Source organism: Micromonospora sp. S4605 (assembly GCF_003176715.1).
Taxonomy (GTDB): Bacteria; Actinomycetota; Actinomycetes; order Mycobacteriales; family Micromonosporaceae; genus Micromonospora; species Micromonospora echinaurantiaca.
This window is the reverse complement of record NZ_QGSW01000413.1, coordinates 1-21,155: the sequence shown is the minus strand read 5'-3', so window position 1 is coordinate 21,155 and position 21,155 is coordinate 1. Positions and strand designations below refer to the sequence as shown.

Below are 21,155 nucleotides of genomic sequence, written 5' to 3'. Positions count from 1 at the left end.
ACGCTGCCCCGGCTCCGGACGGCGAGCGGTACGCGGCAGCTAACCCGAGCCGTACGACATTTCCTCGGCTTCCACGTCGCTCCGGTTCGACCCACCGCCCCGGGCTGGAGCACTTTGGTGCAATCGCTTCTGACGCGGTGCCGGCGGGAGGGTGCCGGGTCGGGCGAGGAAGGCGGGACCGGTGGCCCACCGCCGCCGGCCCGCAAGATTCGGCGATTCGGCTCCTGTCAAGCCGGTGGCGGATAACCGAAACTGAAGCGATGTCTCACCAGGGCGGCGGCGCGCCACGCACCCAGGTAGCGGTCGCCGCGTTGCTCATCGTCGCCGGCGTGCTCACCCTCTTCGTCCCCGCCGGTCACGAGGGCTCGGTCCTCGTGCCGATCAGCGACGGTCACGGACTGTCCGCCGTGGACGCAACCGGCGCGGCACTGCTGGCGGTGGGCGGCACCTGGCTGGAAGTGCTCGTGGTACGGCGGCTGCCGTACCTCGCGCTGCCGCCACGGGCCCTGTTTGGGCTCGGCCTGCTGGCCGGTATCGGCGTGGGGCTGGTGATCGCCTCAGTCTTTTCGAAATTCTTCTGGTGGTGGGCTGTCGGAGCCGCGGCACTTGGCGTTGCCGGCCTCGTCCTCGTACCCCTCACGGCGCGCCGTCGAGGTCGCTGACGTCGCGTCCGCCGAGCAAGGCTTCCCTGCCGCTCGAGACTCGTGACCACACCGGAGGGTGACGACGCACTGGCCACGGGTGGGGAAGAGCACCAGTCCTGGAAAGAAATTCCAGCTCCGGGTGCTGCATGGAAGGATTTCTTTCGGTCGATGCCGTTGGTACTGTGCTGCCCGTGCATCCCCCTCCCACCGTCACCGCCCCACCGGATGACCAGGCGCCGACCTCGGATTCCCCCCGCTCGACCGCCCGGCGAGGGAAGCCGGCGCGCTTCGAATCCGGGCTCGGGTGGCTGCTGTTGCTGCCGTCGGTCGTGGTCTTCGCGCTGTTCGTGTTCTGGCCGCTGGGGCGGACGCTGTACCTGTCCGTGCACGGTAACGACCTCTTCGGCGCGCCGTCGGTGTACGTCGGCGCGGAGCACTACCGGGAGATGCTGTCCGCCGAGTTCGGCAGGGTGCTGGCCACCACGGGCCTGTTCACGCTGTTCTCCGTCGTGCCGGCCGTCCTGGGCGCGCTGTTCGTGGTGCTGCTGCTGGAGGCACGCATCCGCGGCGTACGGGTGCTGCGCACCGCGTTCGCGCTGCCGTTCGCGTTCTCGGTCGCGACCGCGTCGGTCGTCTTCGCCGTCATCTACAACCCCGCGATCGGCGTGGCGAACGGGGTGCTCGGATCCTTCGGGATCGACCGGGTCAACTGGCTCACCGATCCGTCGATCGCGCTGCCCGCCGTCTGCGCCGCGACGGTGTGGATGAACTTCGGTTACAACGTCCTCGTGCTCTCCGCCGGCGTCGCGGCGATCTCACCCGAGGTGGTCGAGGCCGCGCGGCTGGACGGTGCGACCGGCTGGCGGCTGGCGTCCCGGATCACCGTGCCGCTGCTCTCCCCGCAGCTGTTCTTCCTGGTCGTGGTGTCCACGATCCACGCGTTGCAGAGCTTCGGACAGATCCACATCCTGACCAAGGGCGGCCCCGACCAGGCCACGACGACCCTGGTCTACTCCATCTACGAGAAGGCGTTCGCCTTCGGGTCCTCCGACTTCGGATCAGCCAGCGCCCAGGCCGTCGTGCTGCTGATCGTCATGCTCGGCTGTACGGCTGTCCAGTTCGGCATCCTCGAGCGGCGGGTCCACTATCGATGAAGAAGTTCGGTTTCGGCCAGGCCGCCGTATACGTCGTGCTCGGCCTGGCCCTGATCCCGGTCCTGTTTCCCATCTACTACGGCTTCGTCGGCGCCGTGATGGGCCCCGGTGACCTGGCGACCTACCCGCCCGCGCTGGTGCCGCACGAGCTTTACTGGCAGAACATCACCGACGTCTTCCGCTCGGTGCCGCTCGGCCGCTTCTACGTCAACTCGGCGGTGCAGGCCGGGGCCATCACGGTGGCCCAGATCGTCACCAGCATCCTGGCCGCGTACGCCTTCGCCTTCCTCCGTCTGCCGGCGAAGGCCGCGACATTCGGTCTGTTCCTGGCGACTCTCATGGTGCCGTGGGAAGCGATCATCATCCCCAACTACCTGGCCATCTCCGGCTGGGGGTTGGCGCGGGGCGGGTTGGCCTACCTCGGTCTCGTGCTGCCCTTCCTCGCCTCGGCGTTCGGCACGTTCCTGCTGCGCCAGGCCTTCCTTCAGTTCCCGACCGAGCTGCGGGACGCCGCGGTGATCGACGGGTGCGGCCACTGGCGCCTGTTGTGGCGGGTCATCGTGCCCCTGTCCAAGCCCTCGATCGCGGCGGTCGGGGTCTATGTCTTCCTCTCGGCGTGGAACCAGTACTTCTGGCCGCTGATCCTGATCCGCGACTCCGAGTACCAGACACTGCAGATCGGCATCTCTCAGCTCAACGACGCCGAGGCGGCGCAACCGGGCCTCGTTCTCGCCGGCGTCGCGCTGTCCCTGCTTCCCACGCTGGCCGTCGTGCTCTTCGGTCAGCGCTACATCGTCCGTGGCCTCACCGCCGGCGCGCTGCGTTAATTCGTCAAGAGGAGAACCCGTGAGAAAACCCAAGCCCCGCCGGGCAATGACGGCTTTCGTCGCCCTGGTAGCCGCCGCCGCGCTGACCGCGTGCGGTGGTTCCGGGTCCGGCACCGATTCCGGCAAGGACGCGCTCGAGGCGCCCGGCGCGGAGGTGCTCGAGAAGGCCACCGACAAGACCACCATCGAGTTCTGGCACGGGATGAAGGGCGCCAACGCCGAGGCGATCGACAAGCTGGTCGCCGACTTCAACGCCCAGAGCGGTGGCAAGGTCGAGGTCAAGCCCATTTACCAGGGCAACTACGACGAGACCATCGCCAAGTACAAGGCCTCGGTGCAGCAGAAGAGCACTCCGGCGCTGGTGCAGATCTACGACATCGGCTCCCGCTTCATGGTCGACTCCAAGCAGACCGTGCCGATGCACAAGTTCATCGACAAGGACAAGTTCAACGCGGGCGACATCGAACCGAACATCGCCAACTACTACTCGATCGACGGCAAGCTCCAGTCCATGCCGTTCAACACGTCCACCCCGCTGCTGTACCTGAACAAGGAGGCCTTCGTCCGGGCCGGCCTTGACCCGACGAAGCCGCCGCAGAACCTCGACGAGATCGGGGAGATGGCGAAGAAGCTGACCGTCAAGGACGCCGGCGGCAAGACCGTCCAGTACGGCTTCGGCGCCGCCATCTACGGCTGGCTGGTGGAGCAGCTGATCGCGACGGACGGCAAGGAGTACTGCGACAACGGCAACGGCCGCAAGGGCCTCGCCACGAAGGTGCAGTTCGACCAGGAGACCGGCGTGCGCGTCGCACAGTGGTGGGCGGACCTGGTGAAGGGCGGCTACGCGACGAACACCGGCCGCAAGACCGACGACGCCCAGGCCGCCTTCAAGGCCGGCACGGTGGCGATGCACCTGGAGTCCACGGGCGCCATGCGCGGCTACATCGAGGCGGCCAAGGGTAAGTTCACGGTGCTCACCGCGCCGTACCCGAAGGCGAGCAGCTCCTCGACGGGCGGGCCGATCATCGGCGGGGCCTCGCTGTGGATCAACGGCGTCGGGCACAGCGACAAGGAGAAGCGGGCCGCCTGGGAGTTCGTGAAGTTCGCCCTGACCCCGGCCCAGCAGGCCAAGTGGCACACCGGCACCGGGTACGTGCCGGTCAACGCCAAGGCGCTCGACGAGCAGATCGACAAGGACTGGGTGGCGCAGTACCCCCAGTTCAAGACCGCCGTGGACCAGCTGCACGCGCTGCCGCCGTCGGTCGCGTCGGCCGGTTGCCTGCTCGGCGTGATGCCGCAGGCGCGCAAGGCCTCGGAGGACGGCCTGGAGGCGGCGATCGTCGGCAGCAAGCCGGCCGACCAGGCCATGAAGGACGCCGCGGCGAGCGTGCAGGCCGCGATCGACAGTTACAACAAGTCGGTCAGCTGACCACAGCGTCACCGCCGAGGGGACACCTCGGGACGAGGGGCCGGCTCCGACGGAGCCGGCCCCTATCCGTCGAGGTGGTCGTGCAGCATCGTCTTCAGGGCGTACGGGTAGTTGGTGATCATGCCGTCGACGCCGAGGTCCAGGGCCCACCGCCACAACTCCGGCGAGTTGACCGTCCACGGCACCAGGGCCATGCCCGCCTCGATGACGCGGGCCGCCTCCTCGGGCCGCAGCCGGTGAATGTCCGGGTTGACCGAGAAGATCCACCCGGCGAGGCCCGTCAGCTTCCCGCCCGCCGGCACGTCGTAGGTGATCAGCGAGACCGGGACATCGGGCAGCTGGGTGTGGAAGTCCCGCAGGGCCTGCTCGTCGAAGGACCCGACGATCAGCGGCTGCCCCCGGCCATCCGGTGCGACCCAGTCGCGCCGCCCACGCAGCCGGGCGACGACCGCCTGCGCCAGCCCGGGATTCACCGCGGGTGACTTCAGCTCAAGGTTCAGGCCGACCCGGCCCCCGAGCAGGTCGAGCACCTCGTCGAGCGTGAGGATGTGCTGGCCGGCGAAATCGCCGTCGTACCACGCCCCGGCGTCGAGCTTCTTCAGCTCGGCCACGGTGAAGTCGTGCACGTTCCAGGGTGCACGGTCCGGAAATGCCAGCCGTGCGTCGGTGGTGCGGGCGAGCGTCACATCGTGGATGATCACCGGCTCCCCGTCGGCGCTGAGCTGCACGTCGGTTTCGATGTAGTCGGCGCCCTCGGCGATCGCGAGCTCAAAGGCGGCAGCGGTGTTCTCCGGCGCCATGCCGGACGATCCCCGGTGCGCGTACGTCGCGGCGCCCCGCCTCGATGACGGACTCGTACTCATTCAGGAACTCCGAAAAAAGGGGCGACGGTGGCCGCCGCCGGTACCGGTGGTGGCTGTGCGGGCGGCAGGAGTAATGATCACTCAGAAGCGGGCGGGGGACCACCCGTCGGCGACGGGCCGTGCGGCGTCGCCGCCCGCGCCGTGCAACAGCAGCCCGTCCCGTCCGTCGCGATGATGAGCACGGCTCGGCGGGGATGGGAGCGGGGGAGGGCCAGGTGCGCTCGGTGCACCCGCACCGTGGGGAGTCGTCGCCGTTAGGCTGACCTTTTCCCGGCCACGCCACCTGGAGAAACGCCCATGTCCGACAGCGTCTTCGCACAGTTCACCGCCGACGACGACCAGCTCGCCGTCGCGTTGCTCGTGCAGCCGGCGATCAACGCCGCCCTGGTGCACAACCGGGTGCCGCTGGTCCGCCACCTCACGCTGGTCAACCGCGGTGCGGAGCCGCTGGCGGACGTGACGCTCACCCTCGACCTGCGCGGACCCGACGGCGCGCTCACCGAGCCGTGGACGCGTACCCTCTCGACCCCGCTGCGGCCCGGCGCGAGCACCGGCTGGGACGACTTCCGCGACGTCACCCCGGACCGCGCGCTGCTCTACCGCACCGACGAGGCGTTCCCGGTCGACTACCGCCTCACCGTCGAGGCGCGGGACAACACCCTGCGGCTGGTCGCGCCAAGCGCGGTGCTGGCGCACAACGAGTGGTTCAACAGCCCGGCCCTCTACGACAGCCTGGCCGCCTTCGTGCAGCCGAACACCCGGGCGGTCGAGGCGGTGCTGCGGTCGGCGGCGCAGCTCCTGCTCGCGCGCACCGGCTCCGGGTCGCTGCAGGGCTACCAGGAGGGCTCGGAGCGGGCAGCGCTGATCGCCGGCGCCGTGTACGAGGCGCTGCGCCAGCTCGAGATCACCTACCAGACCCTGCCGGCGTCGTTCGAGAACAGCGGCCAGAAGGTCCGCACCACGGCCGCTGTCCTGGACGGGCGGCTCGGCAACTGCCTCGACCTGTCCGTCACCTACGCCGCGTGCCTGGAGGCGGCGGGCCTGCACCCGCTCGTCTTCATCAGCGAGGGGCACGCCTTCGGCGGCTTCCTGCTGGAGGAGGAGCGGCTCGGTTCGACCGCCGTCACCGAGACGAACCTGCTGATCTCGATGGTCGACTCGGGTCGGGCGGTGCCGGTCGAGCTGACCCGCATCGGGCCCGGCGCGCAGTCCGCGACGTTCACCGAGGCGGTCCGGGTCGGGCTCGGCCACTTCCGCGGCGAGGGGCACCGGCTGCAGGGCGTCGTCGACGTCCACCTCGCCCACCGCTCCGGCATCCGCCCGCTGCCATCGGCCGACGAACTGGTCGCGCCGGTCGGGGCCCAGCCGAGCGCCGACACCGACACCGACACCGACACCGCCTCCCTCGACCTCCCACCCGGTGTCGCCGCCGCCAAGCTGCGCCAACTCGCCGACGAGGGCGACGAGGTGCCGCAGCCGGCCGACGGCTCGCCGGCGCGCATCCAGCAGTGGCGCAAGTCGCTGCTCGACCTGAGCCTGCGCAACCCGCTGCTCAACCTGCCCAAGCGCGGCCGGGGCCTGGACCTGCACGTGCCCGCCGGCGCCCTGGCGCTGCTCGACGACCTCATCCACGACGGCCGCCAGGTGCAGGTCATCCCGCAGGACGCCATCAGCCACGTCCACGAACTGGCCGGCGCCCGCCGGGCGCAGGACCTCGACGCCGAGATCCTCACCCGGGAGTTGCGCACCGACCGCCGGATGTACGGGGCGGTCACCGAGGCCCGCTACAAGACCGTCATGCGGGCGTTGCAGCGCGAGGCGCGCACGATGGAGCAGGAGACCGGCAGCAACTACCTCTACCTGACCATCGGCACGCTGGTGCACACCAAGACCACCGGTGCAGAGGCGTACGCGCCGCTGTTCCTGCTGCCGGTGCGCATCGAGGGCGGCGCCGGCCGCCGCCCGTACGCGCTGGTCATCGACGGCACCGAGGTGGCCAGCCCGAACCACTGCCTGATCGAGTGGCTGCGGGTCAAGCACGGCGTGCGCATCCGGGAACTGGAGCAGCCGGTCCTCGACGAGCACGGCATCGACATCGCCAAGACCCTGGCCGCGATCAACACCGGGCTGGTCGACAACCGGCTGAACTACCGCATCGACGAGACGGCCAGCCTGCGGCTGCTGCAGTTCTCCACCTTCCAGATGTGGCGGGACCTCGGCGACCACTGGCCCCGGTTCATGGAGAACCCGGTCGTGCGGCACCTGGTCGAGTCCTCCGGCGCCACCTTCGACGACCCGGCCCGCCCCGAGCACCAGGTGGAGGTGGCCGTCGACGAGGCGGAGCTGCACCTGCCGATCCCCGCCGACGGCTCCCAGATGCAGGCGATCGTGATGGCCGAGCGCGGCCACTCCTTCGTGCTGGAAGGCCCGCCCGGCACCGGCAAGTCGCAGACCATCACCAACATGATCGCCCGCGCGGTCGCCGCCGGCCGGTCGGTGCTGTTCGTCGCCGAGAAGCAGGCCGCCCTCGACGTCGTGAAGCGCCGCCTCAAGCAGGTCGGCCTCGGACCGTTCGCCCTGGATCTGCACGGGCGCAAGCAGTCCCTCAACGCGATCCGCCAGCAGCTGCGCGACGCCCTCGACCAGTACGACGGCGGCGGCGACGGCGACTGGACGGCCGTCGAGACGGCCTACCGGACCCGGCTGGCGCCGCTGGTCGAGTACCCGGAGCAGGTGCACACCGCCAACCCCGTCGGGATGTCGCTCTGGTCGGCCTACGAGCAGGTCCTCGCGTACGGGGACGGGCCGGCCGCGCCGATTCCGGTGAGCTACCTGCACGCGCCCGGCGAGGTACGCGCCCAGGTGGAGCGGACCCTGCGCGAGTTCCCGGCCGCCGCCCGCTCGGCGCGGGTCCGGCCCGAGCACCCCTGGGCGCTCAGCGGCTGCCGCGCCCTCGACGGGCTGCACGCCGCGGCCGTCACCGAGATCGCCGCCGAACTCGAACGTCTCCGCGCCGACCTCGACCCCCACCCGCACCTGGTCGGGCTGCTGCGGACGCTGCCGGCCCCGGAGACCGTCACCGAGTTGCAGGCCGGCGCCTGGCTCGCGGTACGCGGACTGCTGCCGGACCGGGAGACCACCCTGCGCGCCGGCGACCGGCGGTGGGACGAGGCGGTGGCCCGGCTTCAGGCCGATCTGGCCGCCTTCGGTCAGGGTTTCGCCGGTGAGCTGGCCACCTTCCGGCCCGACGTGTACGCCCGCCCGGAGCTGGCCGGCTGGCACGCCGAGGCGGAGGAGGCGGCGAAGAGGCTGTTCGGCAAGCGCAAGCGTCGCCAGGCCGTCGTCGACAAGCTGGCCGTGCACCTGGTCGCCGGCGCGACGCTCGACGTCGACCGGGTGGAGGTGACCACCGGCCGGCTGGTCGCCGCGCAGGCGCAGGCCGCCGCGCTGCACCAGCGCGCGGTGACGCTGGGCGGCCTGCACCTGCCCGGCTGGCAGCCCACCAACCCGGACGCGCAGCAGCGGCTGGCCGAGGCGGTCGAGGCGACCCGGGCCGGGCGGACGTTGCTGGCCCGGCACCCGCAGGCCTGGGAGCTGTTCCAGCGCGGGGTCACCGACGCTGACGCGGCCCTGCTGGACCGGGTCGCCGCCCGGTGGCGGGCCTGGCGCGGGGTGCTGCGCTCCGGCGAGCCGGAGCTGGCGCTGTGGTCCGCCGGCGCGCACTGGGTCGACGCCTGGCAGCGCGACGGCGCGACCTGGCTGCACGACCTGCGCAGCGAGGAGCTGTTCCCGCTGCGCCGCTGGGCCACCGTGCTCACCCACGCCGACGTGCTGGCCGCCGCCGGTCTCACCGACTACCGGGACCAGCTGCTGCGCGCCGAGGTGGCCGCGCAGCTTGCCGAGGAGGCGTACCGGCGCGGGGTCGCCGCGGCGTCCCTCGCCGAGCGGGTCCGGGCCGGCGGCCTGCAGTACTTCGACCCGGAGCTGCACGACGACGAGATCAGCCAGTTCGAGTCGGCCGCCGGTGAGCTGCGCTCCGCGCTGCCCGAGTGGCTGCCCTCGGTGCTGGTCCGCCGGCGTCCGTTCAGCCCGACCGACCGGCGCGGCCGGTTCGCCGATTTCGCCGCGGAACTGCGCCGCAAGCGCGGCGGCCGGTCCTTCCGCGAGCTGTTCGAGCTGTACCCGGACGCGGTGCTGGCGTTGACGCCGTGCGTGCTGGTCAGCCCCGCCTCGGCGGCGAACTTCCTGGCCCCCGGAAGCCAGCGCTTCGACCTGGTCATCTTCGACGAGGCGTCGCAGATCCGGGTCGCCGAGGCGATCGGCGCGATGGGTCGCGGCAGCGCCGTGGTGGTCGTCGGCGACTCCCGGCAGATGCCGCCGACCAGCATCATGCAGGCCAGCCACACCACCGACGAGGTCGACGACGGCGACGGCCCCGTGCTGGAGGATCTGGAGAGCATCCTCAGCGAGGCCGTCGAGTCGGGCCTGCCGCAGCGCTGGCTGTCCTGGCACTACCGCAGCCACGACGAGTCGCTGATCGCCTTCTCCAACCGCTACTACTACGACAACAAGCTCTCCAGCCTGCCGTCGCCCGGCGCCAGCAGCTCCGCCGGCATCACCTGGCGCCGCGTCGACGGCCAGTACGACCGCGGCGGCTCACGGACCAACGAGGTCGAGGCGCGGGCGATCCTCGCGGACATCACCCGGCGCCTGCACGACCCGGCCACCGCCGGCCAGTCCATCGGCGTGGTCACCTTCAACATCCAGCAGCGCGACCTCATCCTCAACCTGCTGGAGGACAGCACCGACCCGCTCATCCGCGAGCACCTCTCCGGCGCCGTCCCGGAACCGATCTTCGTCAAGAACCTGGAGAACGTGCAGGGCGACGAGCGGGACGTGGTGCTGTTCTCGCTGGCGTTCTCCACCAACCCGGAGACCGGCCAGCTCCCGCTGAACTTCGGCCCGCTCAGCCAGGCCGGCGGTGAGCGGCGGCTCAACGTCGCCATCACCCGGGCCCGCCGCCAGGTCGTGCTGTTCTCGTCGTTCGACCCGTCCGACATCGACCTGTCCCGCACCTCGGCGGTGGGCACCCAGCACCTGCGGGCGTACTGCGAGCTGGCCGCCGCCGGCGCGGACCGCCTGGGCGACCTGGTCACCGACCGGACCGAGCGGCGCAGCCGGATCCGCGACGAGGTCGCGGCGGCGCTGCGCGAGCAGGGCTACGAGGTACGGACCTCGCACGGCCTGTCCGACTTCACCGTCGACATCGCCGTACGCGTGCCCGGGGCGGCGCGGTGGCAGGTGGCCGTCATGCTCGACGGCCCGGACTGGGGCGCCCGCCCGACCGTGGCCGACCGGGACTCCGCGCCGGGGCTGCTCCGGTCGATCATGGGCTGGCCGGAGGTCGTCCGGTTCTGGCTGCCGGCGTGGATCCACGACCGGTCCGCCCTGGTGCGGCGGGTCGACGAGGCGATCGCCCGAGCCGAGGCCGCCGCGGCCGAGCCGACGGAGGCGGCCGCGCCCGGCACCGAGGTCGACCTGCCGTCCCCCCGCGACGGCGAGGAGGCCGAGCCGGCGCGCTTCGCGGAGATGGTGGAGCAGCCGCGCGTGACGGACGACGTCGAGTTGTCGCGGCCACCCGTGCCGGAGCAGACCGAACCCGTCGATGCTTCGCCGCCACCGGTCACCGGCCTGGCCGCCGCGCCGGCACCCGTCGCGATCGCACCGCCGGCGGCCACCGGCGGCATCGCGGTCAGCCCGTTCGTCCCGTACGCCGGGACGCCGCTCGGTGACCAGAGCGACCTCGACCTGCTCGCCAGCGACCAGCGGGTGCGCGGGCTGGTCCGGGAGGCGTTGCGCGAGATCATCGCCGCCGAGGGGCCGATCGAACAGCACCGGCTCGCCCGCCTGGCGCTGGCCCGGTTCGGTTTCCTCCGGACCCGGGAGGACCGGCGTATCGCCGTGCTCGCCCTCGTCGACGCGCGCCGGCTCTACGACCACCCCACCGTGGGCCGGTACGCCTGGCCCGAGGGGACGGACCCGCAGACCTACCGCGCGTACCGGGTCACCCAGGCCAGCAACGACCGGGCGTTCGAGGAGATCCCCCCGGAGGAGGTGGCGAACGCGTTCGTGCACGTCCTGCGGGACACGCCGCGAATGGACGAGGAGCGGCTGCTGCGCGCCGGGCTGGAGCGGCTCGGCTACCGGCGCCGCACCGACAAGATCGACAAGCTGCTCCGGTACGGCCTCCAGGTCGCCCTGACCAGCGGCCGCCTCCGCTACGACGAGGAAGGGCGCATCACGCTCGGCTGACCGACCGGCAGGCCACCGCCACCATGCCGCGCCACGGCGATGGTGACGGTGACGCGTCGACGACCCGACCGGGCCGTCAACGGCCGTACGCTTCCAGCAGGCGCAGCCACACCTCGCTGACCGTCGGGTACGCGGGAACGGCGTGCCACAACCGATCCAGCGGAACCTCACCGACGACCGCGATCGTCGCCGCGTGCAGCAGTTCCGCGACGTCCGGGCCGACGAGCGTGCAGCCGACGATCACCTGCCGATCCTCGTCGACGACCATCCGGGCGTGTCCCTGGTACCCATCGGCGTGCAGGGCGGCTCCCGCAACGGCGGCCAGGTCGTAGTCGACGACCCGGATCCGCAGCCCGGCGGCCTCGGCGGCGGCTGCGGTCAGCCCCACCGACGCGACCTCCGGGTCGGTGAAGACGACCTGCGGCACGGCCCGCTCCGCGACGGCGCCATGGCGGCCGGCTGCCTCTTCGACCGGGCGCTGATCTCCGAGACCTTCCTTCGCGGTGTCGAGGGACTCATCCGGACCCACGCCGCACGCCAGCCATCCTGAGCGCGTCCCGGAGCGGTCACGCTCGCCTCGCTCATGCCTGCGTAGAGTGCCATGACGAGATCGTGGGCGTCGCTGCCCGGGTCGACGGCTCCATCGACCTCGGGCACTCACGGCGCGACAATCGAACAGCGGGAAGGTGAGCCGAACTGGTTGCCGTAGAAGGGCGCGCTGGGGCTCCCCGATGACGACAGCGTCGAAGCCTCGGTGTGGATCACGGAGCACGGCGAGCAGGCGGGACGCTTCGCGGCGCCGCCTCCATGGCAGTGAGCGGGACAGGCCAATGACCGACCATGGCCAGCGCCCGACTGCGGCGGATGAGGACGGCGGTGGCTTGGGTGGGTGGCCAGATGGGCCGTAACGCCTCACGCCAGGCCGCGTGCAGCTCAGGGTCGGCCCCGGCCCATTCCACGACGACATTTGTCCAAGACTGATAGTCGGCAGCCCCTGCATCATCCCCTGCATGAGTGAGCACGACGTTGAGCAGTCGCAGGCGATGCATGTGGTCCACGACGGCCCGCGGCAGGCACCGCCGCTGTTGCTCATCCACGGATCGGGATTCTCGGGCGGCTCCTGGAGTCCGGTGGTCCCGGCACTCGCCGGCCACCATCACGTCATCCGGGTTGACCTCCCGGGCTGCGGCCAGTCCCCGCCCGGGCTGTCATACGACGTGTCTATGCAGGCGGGCCGGGTGGCGGCGCTGCTCGACGACCTCGGCCTTCGTCGGGTCGCCACGGTCGGGCACTCCAGCGGCGGGTACGTCGCCACCGCGCTTGCCGAACAGCGCCCCGACCTGGTGGGGTCGCTCGCGCTGATCAGCACCGGCCCGAGTCCCGATGCGCTCCTTCCGCAGCCGGTCCTTCTTCGGGTCCTGTTGGCCCCGCCTCTCGGCCCACTGCTCTGGTTGAGGCGTTCGGACGCGATGATCCGCAGGGGGATAAGCGTGACGTGCGCTCGCCCCGTGGAGGTCCCGGACGACTTAGTCGCCGACCTACGAAGCATCACCTACCGGGCGATGAGGACGGTGCTGCGCCGCAACACCGCGTACATCGCCGAGCGAAGCGTGCCCGAGCGTCTCGCCGCCCTCGATGTCCCCGTGCTGGTGATCTTCGGTACCGCCGACCCCCGCTGGGAGCCGTCGTCGGCACACCAGTACGACACGGTGCCGAACGCGCGGGTCGAGCTGCTGCCCGGTGTCGGGCACATACCCATGCTCGAGGCCCCCGAGATGACCAGCGAACTGCTGCTGGGCTTCACCGCAACGGCCGCTGACTCCCTGCCCGTGATCCCTCAGGCATAGACTGGTCACATGCTGTCGACCGGGACGGCACCCGACTGGGCGTCGGTGGAGATCGCAGTCCCGCGCCCGTCAGCTCGGCTGCCGGGGACCAGCATGGCCGGGTTCCGCCAACGTGGCTCCGCGCTGGCGGACATCGCCATGGTCGCGCACCCAGCCGTCACCCTGCTCATCGACCTGAGCGAGGGGGAAGGCCTCGTCTACGACACCCCTGGCCGGCACGGGCGCGGCAGTGTCGTCGTCGGGCTTCTCCCCGGCAATCTTCGGGCAAGTGGACGGGGGATCGGCGAATGCCTCCAGATCCGGCTGGAACCGGCCGCGGCGGCTGCGGTGCTCGGCGCATCGACCGAACTCAGCGGGACGGTGGTATCCCTCGAAGATGTCTGGGGCCGCGATGCCGGGCGAGCCGAGGACAGGCTGCGTGCCGCCGCGTCATGGGACGAACGGTTCACGATCGCGGTGGAAATCCTCGGCCGACGGCTGGGCGCCCGCCCACCGGTCGATCCGGAGGTCGCCTACACCTGGCGGCGGACGCTCACCAGCCGGGGGCGGGTACGGGTCGACGGCCTGGCGGACCAGGTCGGCTGGAGCCGCAAGCGCCTGTGGTCCCGCTTCCGGTCCCAGCTCGGTATCACACCCAAACGCGCCGCCCAACTGGTGCGGTTCGACCACGCCGCCCACCTTCTCGCGACGGGACACGCCCCCGCCAGCGTTGCCACCGAGAGCGGCTACGTCGACCAGTCCCACCTCCACCGCGAGGTCAAGGCGTTCACTGGGCTTACACCCACGGCCGTGGCCGTCGCACCGTGGCTCGCGATTGACGACGTTGCGTGGCCGGCTTCATCGCCAACCCGAAGCCCTGGAACAGGTAGCGAACGCATCCCCGACCTTCATTGAACAGCCTGCCTGCCACGATGTGGCACCACGCGCGCCGCGCGGTTGAGAAAGCAGATTGAGAAACACGCCGTATCAGGGCGGTTTCCGTCCGCGGCCGCTGCAATAGCGAGCGCAGAGCGCACTCTCATCGACTACTTGTTCATTGCCCCAGGACCGCGGCCCGGCCAGGCTTCGGTCTAGACGTCCGGGCTGTCGCTCTCACATCGGCTGCCCACCTTGCTGTAGCTCTCACTTGACCTGCGCAGTCCCGGGCGTCGCCCCAGGGCAGGGAGAGGCTCAAGAGGGCCTTGCGCAGCTCGAAGTAGCGATGCCGGCGTGGTCGGTGCCGAAGCGACCGCCGCCCAGGACGGTCTCGTCGCTGGTCATCACCTCCATGGTGGCCGAGCGTCTGTGCGGGCCCCATGCCGATGACCACACGCTTGCGATGGATTCACGTGGCCCTCTGTAGCTCGATTCGACAGTTTCATTGAGCTGGGAGGGCCAGCGTCCCCACTAGCCGTTGGCGCGATCGAGGAGGCGGTGCAGTGCCGTTGCCGTGGTGGGGAAGGCGAGTCGCAGGGTTTGTGCGGTGAGTCGGATGCCCCACCAGGTGAGTGCGATGAGGTAGCCGACGGTCAGGGCGGTGGTGGTGTCGTGGGTGAAGACGAGGGCGTAGCCGATGGCCAGGCCGGGCGCGGTGACGGTGCGGACGGTGCGGCTTCGGCTGGCGGTCAGGGCGGTGGCCACGCCGACGAGTGCCGCTCCGGCGCTGCCGACGAGGCCGGGCATGCCGGTCAGGTCGACGGGGGTGGTGAGGGTCAGTGCTGCCCGCATGAGGAAGATTCCGGCGGTGGCGATGGCCACGTGGGTGATCGCTGGGCGAGTCAGCGCCAGCCAGGCCGGCAGGGCGTCGGTGGGGATCCGGGGCGCGATGGTGGCGATGACAGCGGCGCAGGCGGCCAGTGGTATTGCGCCGCCGAGGGTCCACTTCAGGTACGGGGTGTAGTCGTAATGGACCGCGGTGCCGGTGGCGAGGCCGTACAGGGCTGCAGCGACCGTGCCGCCGACGGCGGCGGTGAAGTATCCGCGGCGGATGAGGCTGCCTGTTGCCGGTTCGGGTGTTGCTGGCGTGGGTCGTCCAGCGAGCCAGGTGGTGGGGGCGAGATGCGCTACGGCGAAGGCGGTCAGCATCGCGAGCGCGCCGGCGGTTCCCAGTTGCGGTAGCGAGGTGCGCACACCGACGACCCGGAGCTGGACGGTGGTGATGTACGCGGTGAGAACCGCCTGAAGCAGGAGCGTGAGGGAGCAGGCGCCGATGATGAGGGCGCTGGTGAGGTCGCTGATGCGGAGCCGGACGCGGGGTAGCCGTGCGGCGGCGGCACGGGGACCCGGCTGGTGGGTGGTGGTGAAGTGCAGGGCCCCGTCGGCGAGGGCATGGGGCTGGTCGATGAGAGTGGGGACAGTGCCGGTAGCTGCGGCGAGGTGGTCCGCCAGCGCCGGCAGGCCGTGAGCTGGCCTCAACACGACGCCGGCGAGGTGCTGCTTGTCCACGTCAGCCGCCTCCAGGAGTTCGCCGACTGCGTCGGGTACCTGATCGAGGAGGGGCTGCGCGGCGATCGAGACGTCGTCGCGGGTGATGACCGCGGGCTGGCGGGGCGCGGGCAGCAGGACCGGCGCTCGGTCCTGCGTGGCAAGCAGATGTCGGGCGGTGCGGACGGCCTCCACGACGGCGACACGTCCGTCTGCTTCGGCGTCGCCGGGCTGGCTGATCGCCGCTCGCAGCGGGTCGTTGTCAGCGGTTGCCGTCGCAACGACGCGGCGGGTGATGAGGTCGTCGAGGTCGTGGGTAAGCGCGATCTGCTGCGTCGCCAGTTCGCGGTAGCCATCGGCGACCGTCTGGAGGACGGTGATGGCCGGGGGATGGCGGTCGGCCTGGCAGACGAGAAGGCACGAGGCTTCGGGCGCGGTGAGACCGAGCGTCTGGGCGTAGGCGGCCAGGGCGGCGGGCGCGGTGACCAGGGCGGGAGACGGTAGCCCGGATCGGGTGGCCGCTTCGGCTAGTTGTCCCCGACGGCGTGGCCCCCAGCTCGCTGGAATGGTCACGGTGAGCTCGGTGATGGGCTCGCTGACGTGGTGGGCAGCGTGGTGGGCGATGTGCCGCAGCATGGTGGCGAGCAGACCCACGGCGTCGAGGGGATCGGCCGCATCGGCGGGCTGCGTGGGCTTGCCGAGTAGGTCGGTCGGGTTGTCGACGAAACGGTGGTCCGCCGGCAGGGACCCCACGGCCGGCGTGTCCAGGCCGACGTAGACCTGACCCGCAGGGCCCGTGACGACGCCGGGTGGCATGACGAGTCGACCGTCGATGAGAACGGGAACCCGTACGCTCTGCCAACTGACCGTCGCGGCGATGGCCGACGAACTGAGATCCACCGACAACCTGACGCCCCCGCTTGGCATGAGGCGCAGTCTCGCCCGCCGGGGCGAGCAGCTTCAACGGCGACCCCCTTCGAGTGATCGTTTGTGTGCGGATGGTGAGAATCCTTCTCGCCGGGATAGCTGGACACACCGAAGATCGTGTATGCGGGACGAGGACCCAAACGTGGAGGAGGGACAGGTGCCGCATACGCCCCCGGACAGAGGCGACAGACTCGCCGAGTACGGCGCGCGAGCCACCATCCACCCTCCGCACGACCCGCACCGGCGCGCTGTGCCGCTGTCGCGTTCCCTGGCCAGCGCCACGCGGGCGGTCCTCAGTACCGGCATCCTCCTGGCCGCGGCACCGGCACTGCTGTGGATGGCCGGCGGGAACCCCCTGCGACGCCTGCCACCCTGGTCGGAGATCCCTGACTGGTTCGCCCGCTCCAGCGGCCGCTTCACCCCCGCTGTCCTCACCGGCGTCGCATTGTGGGCATTGTGGCTGCTGTGGGGCGTGTTCGCGCTGCTCCTGCTCGCCGAGATCCTCGCCGCGGTCACCCGGTGGCGCATCCCCGCGCTCAGGCTCCCGGCCCCGCTTCACCGGCTCGTCTTCGGCTTAGCCGGCACCGCCGCGATCGCTGTCACCTCCGCCGGCTCCCTCGACCACACGGCCAACCGCGATCAGCCGCCCACGCCCGTCGCCGCCACCGACCACACCGACATTCCCCGGCAAGCCACCGCCCGCGGGCCCGCCATCATCCAGGTCGCCAACCAGCGCTACCACTACACCGTTGAGCGACACGACACCCTGTCCAAAATCGCCAGCGAATGGCTTGGCGACGCCAACCGATGGCCGGAGATCTGCCGCCTGAACAAACACCGCCACTTCCCCGGCGTCGGCGGCACCCTGCGCGACTGCGATCTCATCTACCCCGGCTGGGAACTTCGCCTACCCGCCGACGCCCGCCCTCCGACGACCGCCGAACCCCCGCGACCACCCAGGCCACCGTCCGACCGGCCGATGACACCGCCCCCATCGGCGAGCGTCGCCCCGGACCCGACCGATCCCGCTGTGCCGCCACCGGCGGCCACGCAGCCTTCGGCAGCCCCGAGCAGCGCCTCGGCAGTGTCGCCGGCCTCCTCACCGACGACCAGCCCCGCCCCGCTGCCCGTCTCACCGACCGACACACCCCATCCCATGCCCAAGACGGATGGACACGGTGTGCAGCTGTCACCCTCCACCTGGCTACCGTGGTCGCTCGCTGCCGCGATCAGTGCTGCCGCGGCGATGGTCTGGCTCCAACGTCGCCGCCGCTACACCGGCAGCCCCGACGAGGACCCGCCAACCGAGCTACCTACACCGGTGGTCCAGATCCGCCGCGCCCTGGCCGCCCAACAACCTACCGTCCCGGACCACGGCAACGACGGCGACGAGCCACCCGCCCATGTACCCGAACTCGCGTCGCTGCCGCCCGGCGCAACCGGCATCACCGGCGACGGCGGCCACGCCGTCGCCCGCGCCGCCCTCGTCGCAGTCCTGGCCACCGGCGGCCCGCACCACCCCGACACCCGCGGGGAAGTCGTGATCGACGCCACCACCCTCATCGCGCTCCTCGGCCCCGACGCGACAGCCCTCCAACCATGGCCGCGGGTGCATGTCGCCGACGGTGTCGATGACGCGCTCACGGCGATCGAGGCCCGGCTACTGCACCGCAGCCGCATCCTCGACGAGCACACCGTGACCGACCTGGACGCCCTGCGTCGGCAAGCCCCCGACGAGGAAGCGCTGCCACCGGTCATGCTCATCACCCAGACCCCGCCCCCCGGTGCGCAGATGCGCGCGAAGACCGCTCTTACCCTCGGCACCGACCTCGGCGTGTCCGCACTTCTGCTCGGTGAGTGGAACCATGGCGTCAGCGTCGACGTCACCCCGCACGGCCACACCACACTCGCATCCGGGCCGGCGACGGAGCCCATCCCACCACGCCTGCCCGTGCTCGACGCCACCACCGCGCTCCAGATCCTCAACACCCTGCGAGAGGCGCAGACCGGCGAACGAAGCGCTCTGGCGTCATCCCAGGAATCCCGCGTGGCCGTGCCACTACAGCAGAGTCGGAACGGCACCGAACCTTCCGGCCAGCACACACCGCTCGCCTCACCGGCACAGACCAACGCCATCAAGGCACGACTGCGGGTGCTCGGGCCTCCGCGGATCGAAGACATCAGCCAGCCCGGCCGGCCACTGCGCGCCAAAGCCCTCGAACTCGCCGTGTTCCTGGCCTGCCACCCCGACGGAGTCACCACCCGCGAGATCGGCGAATACCTCGAACCCGACGCCCGCATCAGCCAAGCCGACCAACGCGTGCACACCAACGCCAGCAACCTACGACACGTACTCGGCCGAGCCAGCACCCACGACCCGAAAAACGCCTACGTCGTGAAAAGCGCCGGACGCTACCGCCTCGACCCAACCACCGTCGACGTCGACGTCTGGACCCTCCGCGACCTGCTGCGCACCGCCACCATCGCCACCGGCCCTCGCCGCCGCGAACTACTCACCACCGCATGCGACCTCTACACAGCGCCACTGGCAGACGGCCAAGACTACGAATGGCTCCAGCCGCACCGGGAAACCGTGCGCCGGTGGGGCATCGAAGCCCACCTGCTGCTGGCAGACGACCTCGTCGACACTGACCCACAGGGCGCATCCGACGTGCTCGACAAAGCCATCGGGCTGGACCGCTACAACGAAGCCCTCTACACACGCGCCATGCGTGTCCGCCACGCCCTCGGCGACGCCGACGGCATCCGCACCCTCCTGCGTGCCCTCACCAAAGCCCTGGCCGACCTCGACGCCGAACCCCAGGACGCAACCATCACACTCGCCAACCAGCTTCGGAGCAACCCCGCCAAGAGGTGAGCATCACCGCCTCCGGCGCGGAGCCGGTCACAGCCTCACACGATTGCGGAGGTTCGGGCAGCGATCAACAGCGGGGGATCGCCATGGCCGCGGTGAGCGGCCCCAGCGGCAGCCGCTCCACCCAGCAGGCCGGGCGGCGCACAGGGAGCCTGACCACAGCGCGGTATCCGGATCTGAGGTCGGCGTACGACCTCGGGCACCCAGCTAGGTACGGCGGAACGTACCCAACCGCCGGGTCCCGCTGGACCCGGTTTCGCTGACGGTGCGTAGCCTTCAAGGCGGAGACGGCGGTTCTCGATGGAAGGGTGATCGGTGGCGCGTACCTGGCTGTCCATACGGGTTGAGCTGGTCTCCGGTCGTGGCATCCACCTATGGCCTCGACCTGGCAGGGTCTTCGCCGCGAGCCGGTCACATACCTTCGCCCAACTGGCTGACGCGATCGATCTGGCGTTCGCCCGCTGGGACCTCGCCCACATGCACATGTTCTCGCTGGCCGACCAGACCCAAATCACGCCGCTTGAGCTCTGGGATGGCGAGGCGCCCGAGGGCAGCACCGACAGCGGCCGGATCAAGCTGAGCCGGCTGGGCGGCGGCGAGCAGTTCGCGTACGTGTTCGACTTCGGTGACGACTGGGCGCACCTATGCACGGTCGCCGAGTCCCGCATCGACCCGCTGGAGATGCTCGGCGGCTTGCCCGCCGAGCCGATGCCGTACTTCGGCTGGGGTGACTTGCCCGACCAGTATGGCCGGCGCTGGGACGGCGACGACGGCGAGTCGCAGCCGCCGAAACCGCCACGCCGACCGCTCGCCGAGCTTCCGCCGCTGCTGCCGTGGTGGGGACCGCGCCAACGCGGACAGTAACGGCCTGCAGGTCAAAGGAGTTGTCGCTCTGAGCTTTTCGGCGACCGGGCTTCCTGACTGCGCTGTGAAATCTCTCGGTGAGTCTGTTCCGCCGTGGTTCCGCCGCTCAACTTTTCAGTACGCACACCGTCAGCTCGTTGCTGTCCCCGATGAGCAGCGCCGGTGGTGACAGGCTTGTGCTGTCAGCACCGGCGCGGGTGTTTCCTGGGATCGGGCAGCTGGTGGGACCTCCCTGCGCGTTGCGGAGTCGGCGGCCGACGAAGACCAGGGCGGGTGCATCTTCACCGGCACCGTCCTCGCCGGCGGGGCGCTCGGATCACCCCGAACGCCCCGACGATCGAGCGCTGGTCAGGCTGACGGAAGCATCCACAACGCCCCGTGGTGGGCGGCGCGCTGCTCGGCGCTCATGAGGGCGAGGAACTGTGGTTGTCGAGCTGATCGACTGACCCGACGACACGACCGCGGCCCCGCCGTGCCGAGCTGCGTGGCGGGCCGCGAGCTTAGCCCGGTTTCCGGGCACCCGCCAACTCATCGCCGCCAGGCACGAGGTCGTCGGCATCAGCCGTAGCCAGACCAACGCCGGGCGCTGCGCAGCGCCGGCGCCGAGGCCGTGGTGGCCGACGTGCTGGACCGCGAGAGCCCCTTCGCCGCCGTACGGGGCGTACGGGCCGACGCGGTCATGCACCAGTTGACGCGAGCTTGGTGCGCGAACGGCGCCGAGCGCGGTTCCCGCTGGTGGCGGCGGCCGGGGCTCTAAGCTCCGCTTCCACAGTTGCAGGTCACCAGCTGCGGCCACCAGGACGACTGGGAGTTCCCTGTCCCACTGGCCGACGCCGACACAGACGCTGCGATCTTCGAAGTGCCAGGCAGACAGAGACGGCACTGAGGTGATCTCAGCAAGGTTGGGGCTGACGGTCGTATAGCAATGTGGTGAGCACGAGGGCACTGCGGGCGATCTCTCCGATGGTCGTCGGGCTGGCGGTGACGTGTTGCAGCGCTTTCCAGCCGCG

Annotated in this window: 13 protein-coding genes; 10 read left to right on the top strand and 3 right to left on the bottom strand. The window is 70.8% G+C overall.

Features of this window, described 5'->3' with window-relative positions:
- Positions 1–260 precede the first annotated feature (260 nt).
- From DLJ47_RS32685 to DLJ47_RS32670, 4 genes are all read left to right on the top strand, one after another.
- Positions 261–662, top strand: a complete 402-nt coding sequence (locus DLJ47_RS32685; protein ID WP_109905867.1) for a hypothetical protein — start codon at positions 261–263, stop codon at positions 660–662.
- A gap of 173 nt (positions 663–835) precedes the next feature.
- Positions 836–1,798 (top strand): carbohydrate ABC transporter permease, encoded by a 963-nt coding sequence (locus tag DLJ47_RS32680; RefSeq protein ID WP_199236092.1) that lies wholly within the window; start codon positions 836–838, stop codon positions 1,796–1,798.
- A complete protein-coding gene (locus tag DLJ47_RS32675; RefSeq protein ID WP_109905863.1) occupies positions 1,795–2,625 on the top strand; it encodes a carbohydrate ABC transporter permease in 831 nt (276 codons plus the stop codon). Before DLJ47_RS32680 ends, DLJ47_RS32675 begins: the two co-directional genes overlap by 4 nt.
- 19 nt (positions 2,626–2,644) lie before the next feature.
- Positions 2,645–4,054: an ABC transporter substrate-binding protein gene (locus DLJ47_RS32670; RefSeq protein ID WP_109905861.1), complete on the top strand. Its 1,410-nt coding sequence runs from the start codon at positions 2,645–2,647 to the stop codon at positions 4,052–4,054.
- A 62-nt stretch (positions 4,055–4,116) separates the two neighbouring features.
- Here DLJ47_RS32670 and DLJ47_RS32665 read toward each other — a convergent pair whose 3' ends face one another.
- Positions 4,117–4,917: a glycerophosphodiester phosphodiesterase gene (locus DLJ47_RS32665; RefSeq protein ID WP_109905859.1), complete on the bottom strand. Its 801-nt coding sequence runs from the start codon at positions 4,915–4,917 to the stop codon at positions 4,117–4,119.
- A 297-nt stretch (positions 4,918–5,214) separates the two neighbouring features.
- Between DLJ47_RS32665 and DLJ47_RS32660 the strand changes: the two genes are divergently transcribed.
- Positions 5,215–11,229 (top strand): DUF4011 domain-containing protein, encoded by a 6,015-nt coding sequence (locus DLJ47_RS32660; protein WP_109905857.1) that lies wholly within the window; start codon positions 5,215–5,217, stop codon positions 11,227–11,229.
- A 76-nt stretch (positions 11,230–11,305) separates the two neighbouring features.
- Here DLJ47_RS32660 and DLJ47_RS32655 read toward each other — a convergent pair whose 3' ends face one another.
- On the bottom strand, positions 11,306–11,656 hold the full coding sequence (locus DLJ47_RS32655; RefSeq protein WP_274703370.1) for a hypothetical protein: 351 nt from the start codon (positions 11,654–11,656) through the stop codon (positions 11,306–11,308).
- Positions 11,657–12,239: 583 nt separating this feature from the next.
- On the opposite strand from DLJ47_RS32655, the gene DLJ47_RS32645 reads away from it, so the two are divergent.
- Complete coding sequence (locus DLJ47_RS32645) at positions 12,240–13,076, top strand: alpha/beta fold hydrolase (RefSeq protein ID WP_109905855.1); 837 nt, start codon at positions 12,240–12,242, stop codon at positions 13,074–13,076.
- A 9-nt stretch (positions 13,077–13,085) separates the two neighbouring features.
- Positions 13,086–13,970: a helix-turn-helix domain-containing protein gene (locus DLJ47_RS32640; protein WP_109905853.1), complete on the top strand. Its 885-nt coding sequence runs from the start codon at positions 13,086–13,088 to the stop codon at positions 13,968–13,970.
- Positions 13,971–14,462: 492 nt separating this feature from the next.
- On the opposite strand, the gene DLJ47_RS35520 is transcribed toward DLJ47_RS32640, so the two are convergent.
- On the bottom strand, positions 14,463–15,500 hold the full coding sequence (locus tag DLJ47_RS35520) for a hypothetical protein (RefSeq protein ID WP_146228256.1): 1,038 nt from the start codon (positions 15,498–15,500) through the stop codon (positions 14,463–14,465).
- Between DLJ47_RS35520 and DLJ47_RS35515 the strand changes: the two genes are divergently transcribed.
- The 3 genes from DLJ47_RS35515 (at position 15,486) to DLJ47_RS32625 (ending at position 20,145) form a co-directional block, all read left to right on the top strand.
- Positions 15,486–15,983 carry a hypothetical protein gene (locus DLJ47_RS35515; RefSeq protein ID WP_146228255.1) on the top strand — a complete coding sequence of 166 codons (498 nt, stop codon included), beginning with the start codon at positions 15,486–15,488 and terminating at the stop codon, positions 15,981–15,983. The two genes, DLJ47_RS35520 and DLJ47_RS35515, sit on opposite strands and share 15 nt — an antisense overlap.
- Positions 15,984–16,548: 565 nt before the next feature.
- Positions 16,549–19,284, top strand: a complete 2,736-nt coding sequence (locus DLJ47_RS32630) for a BTAD domain-containing putative transcriptional regulator (RefSeq protein ID WP_233258147.1) — start codon at positions 16,549–16,551, stop codon at positions 19,282–19,284.
- A gap of 312 nt (positions 19,285–19,596) precedes the next feature.
- Positions 19,597–20,145, top strand: coding sequence for an IS1096 element passenger TnpR family protein (locus tag DLJ47_RS32625; RefSeq protein ID WP_109905847.1), 549 nt, complete (start codon positions 19,597–19,599; stop codon positions 20,143–20,145).
- Positions 20,146–21,155: the final 1,010 nt, after the last annotated feature.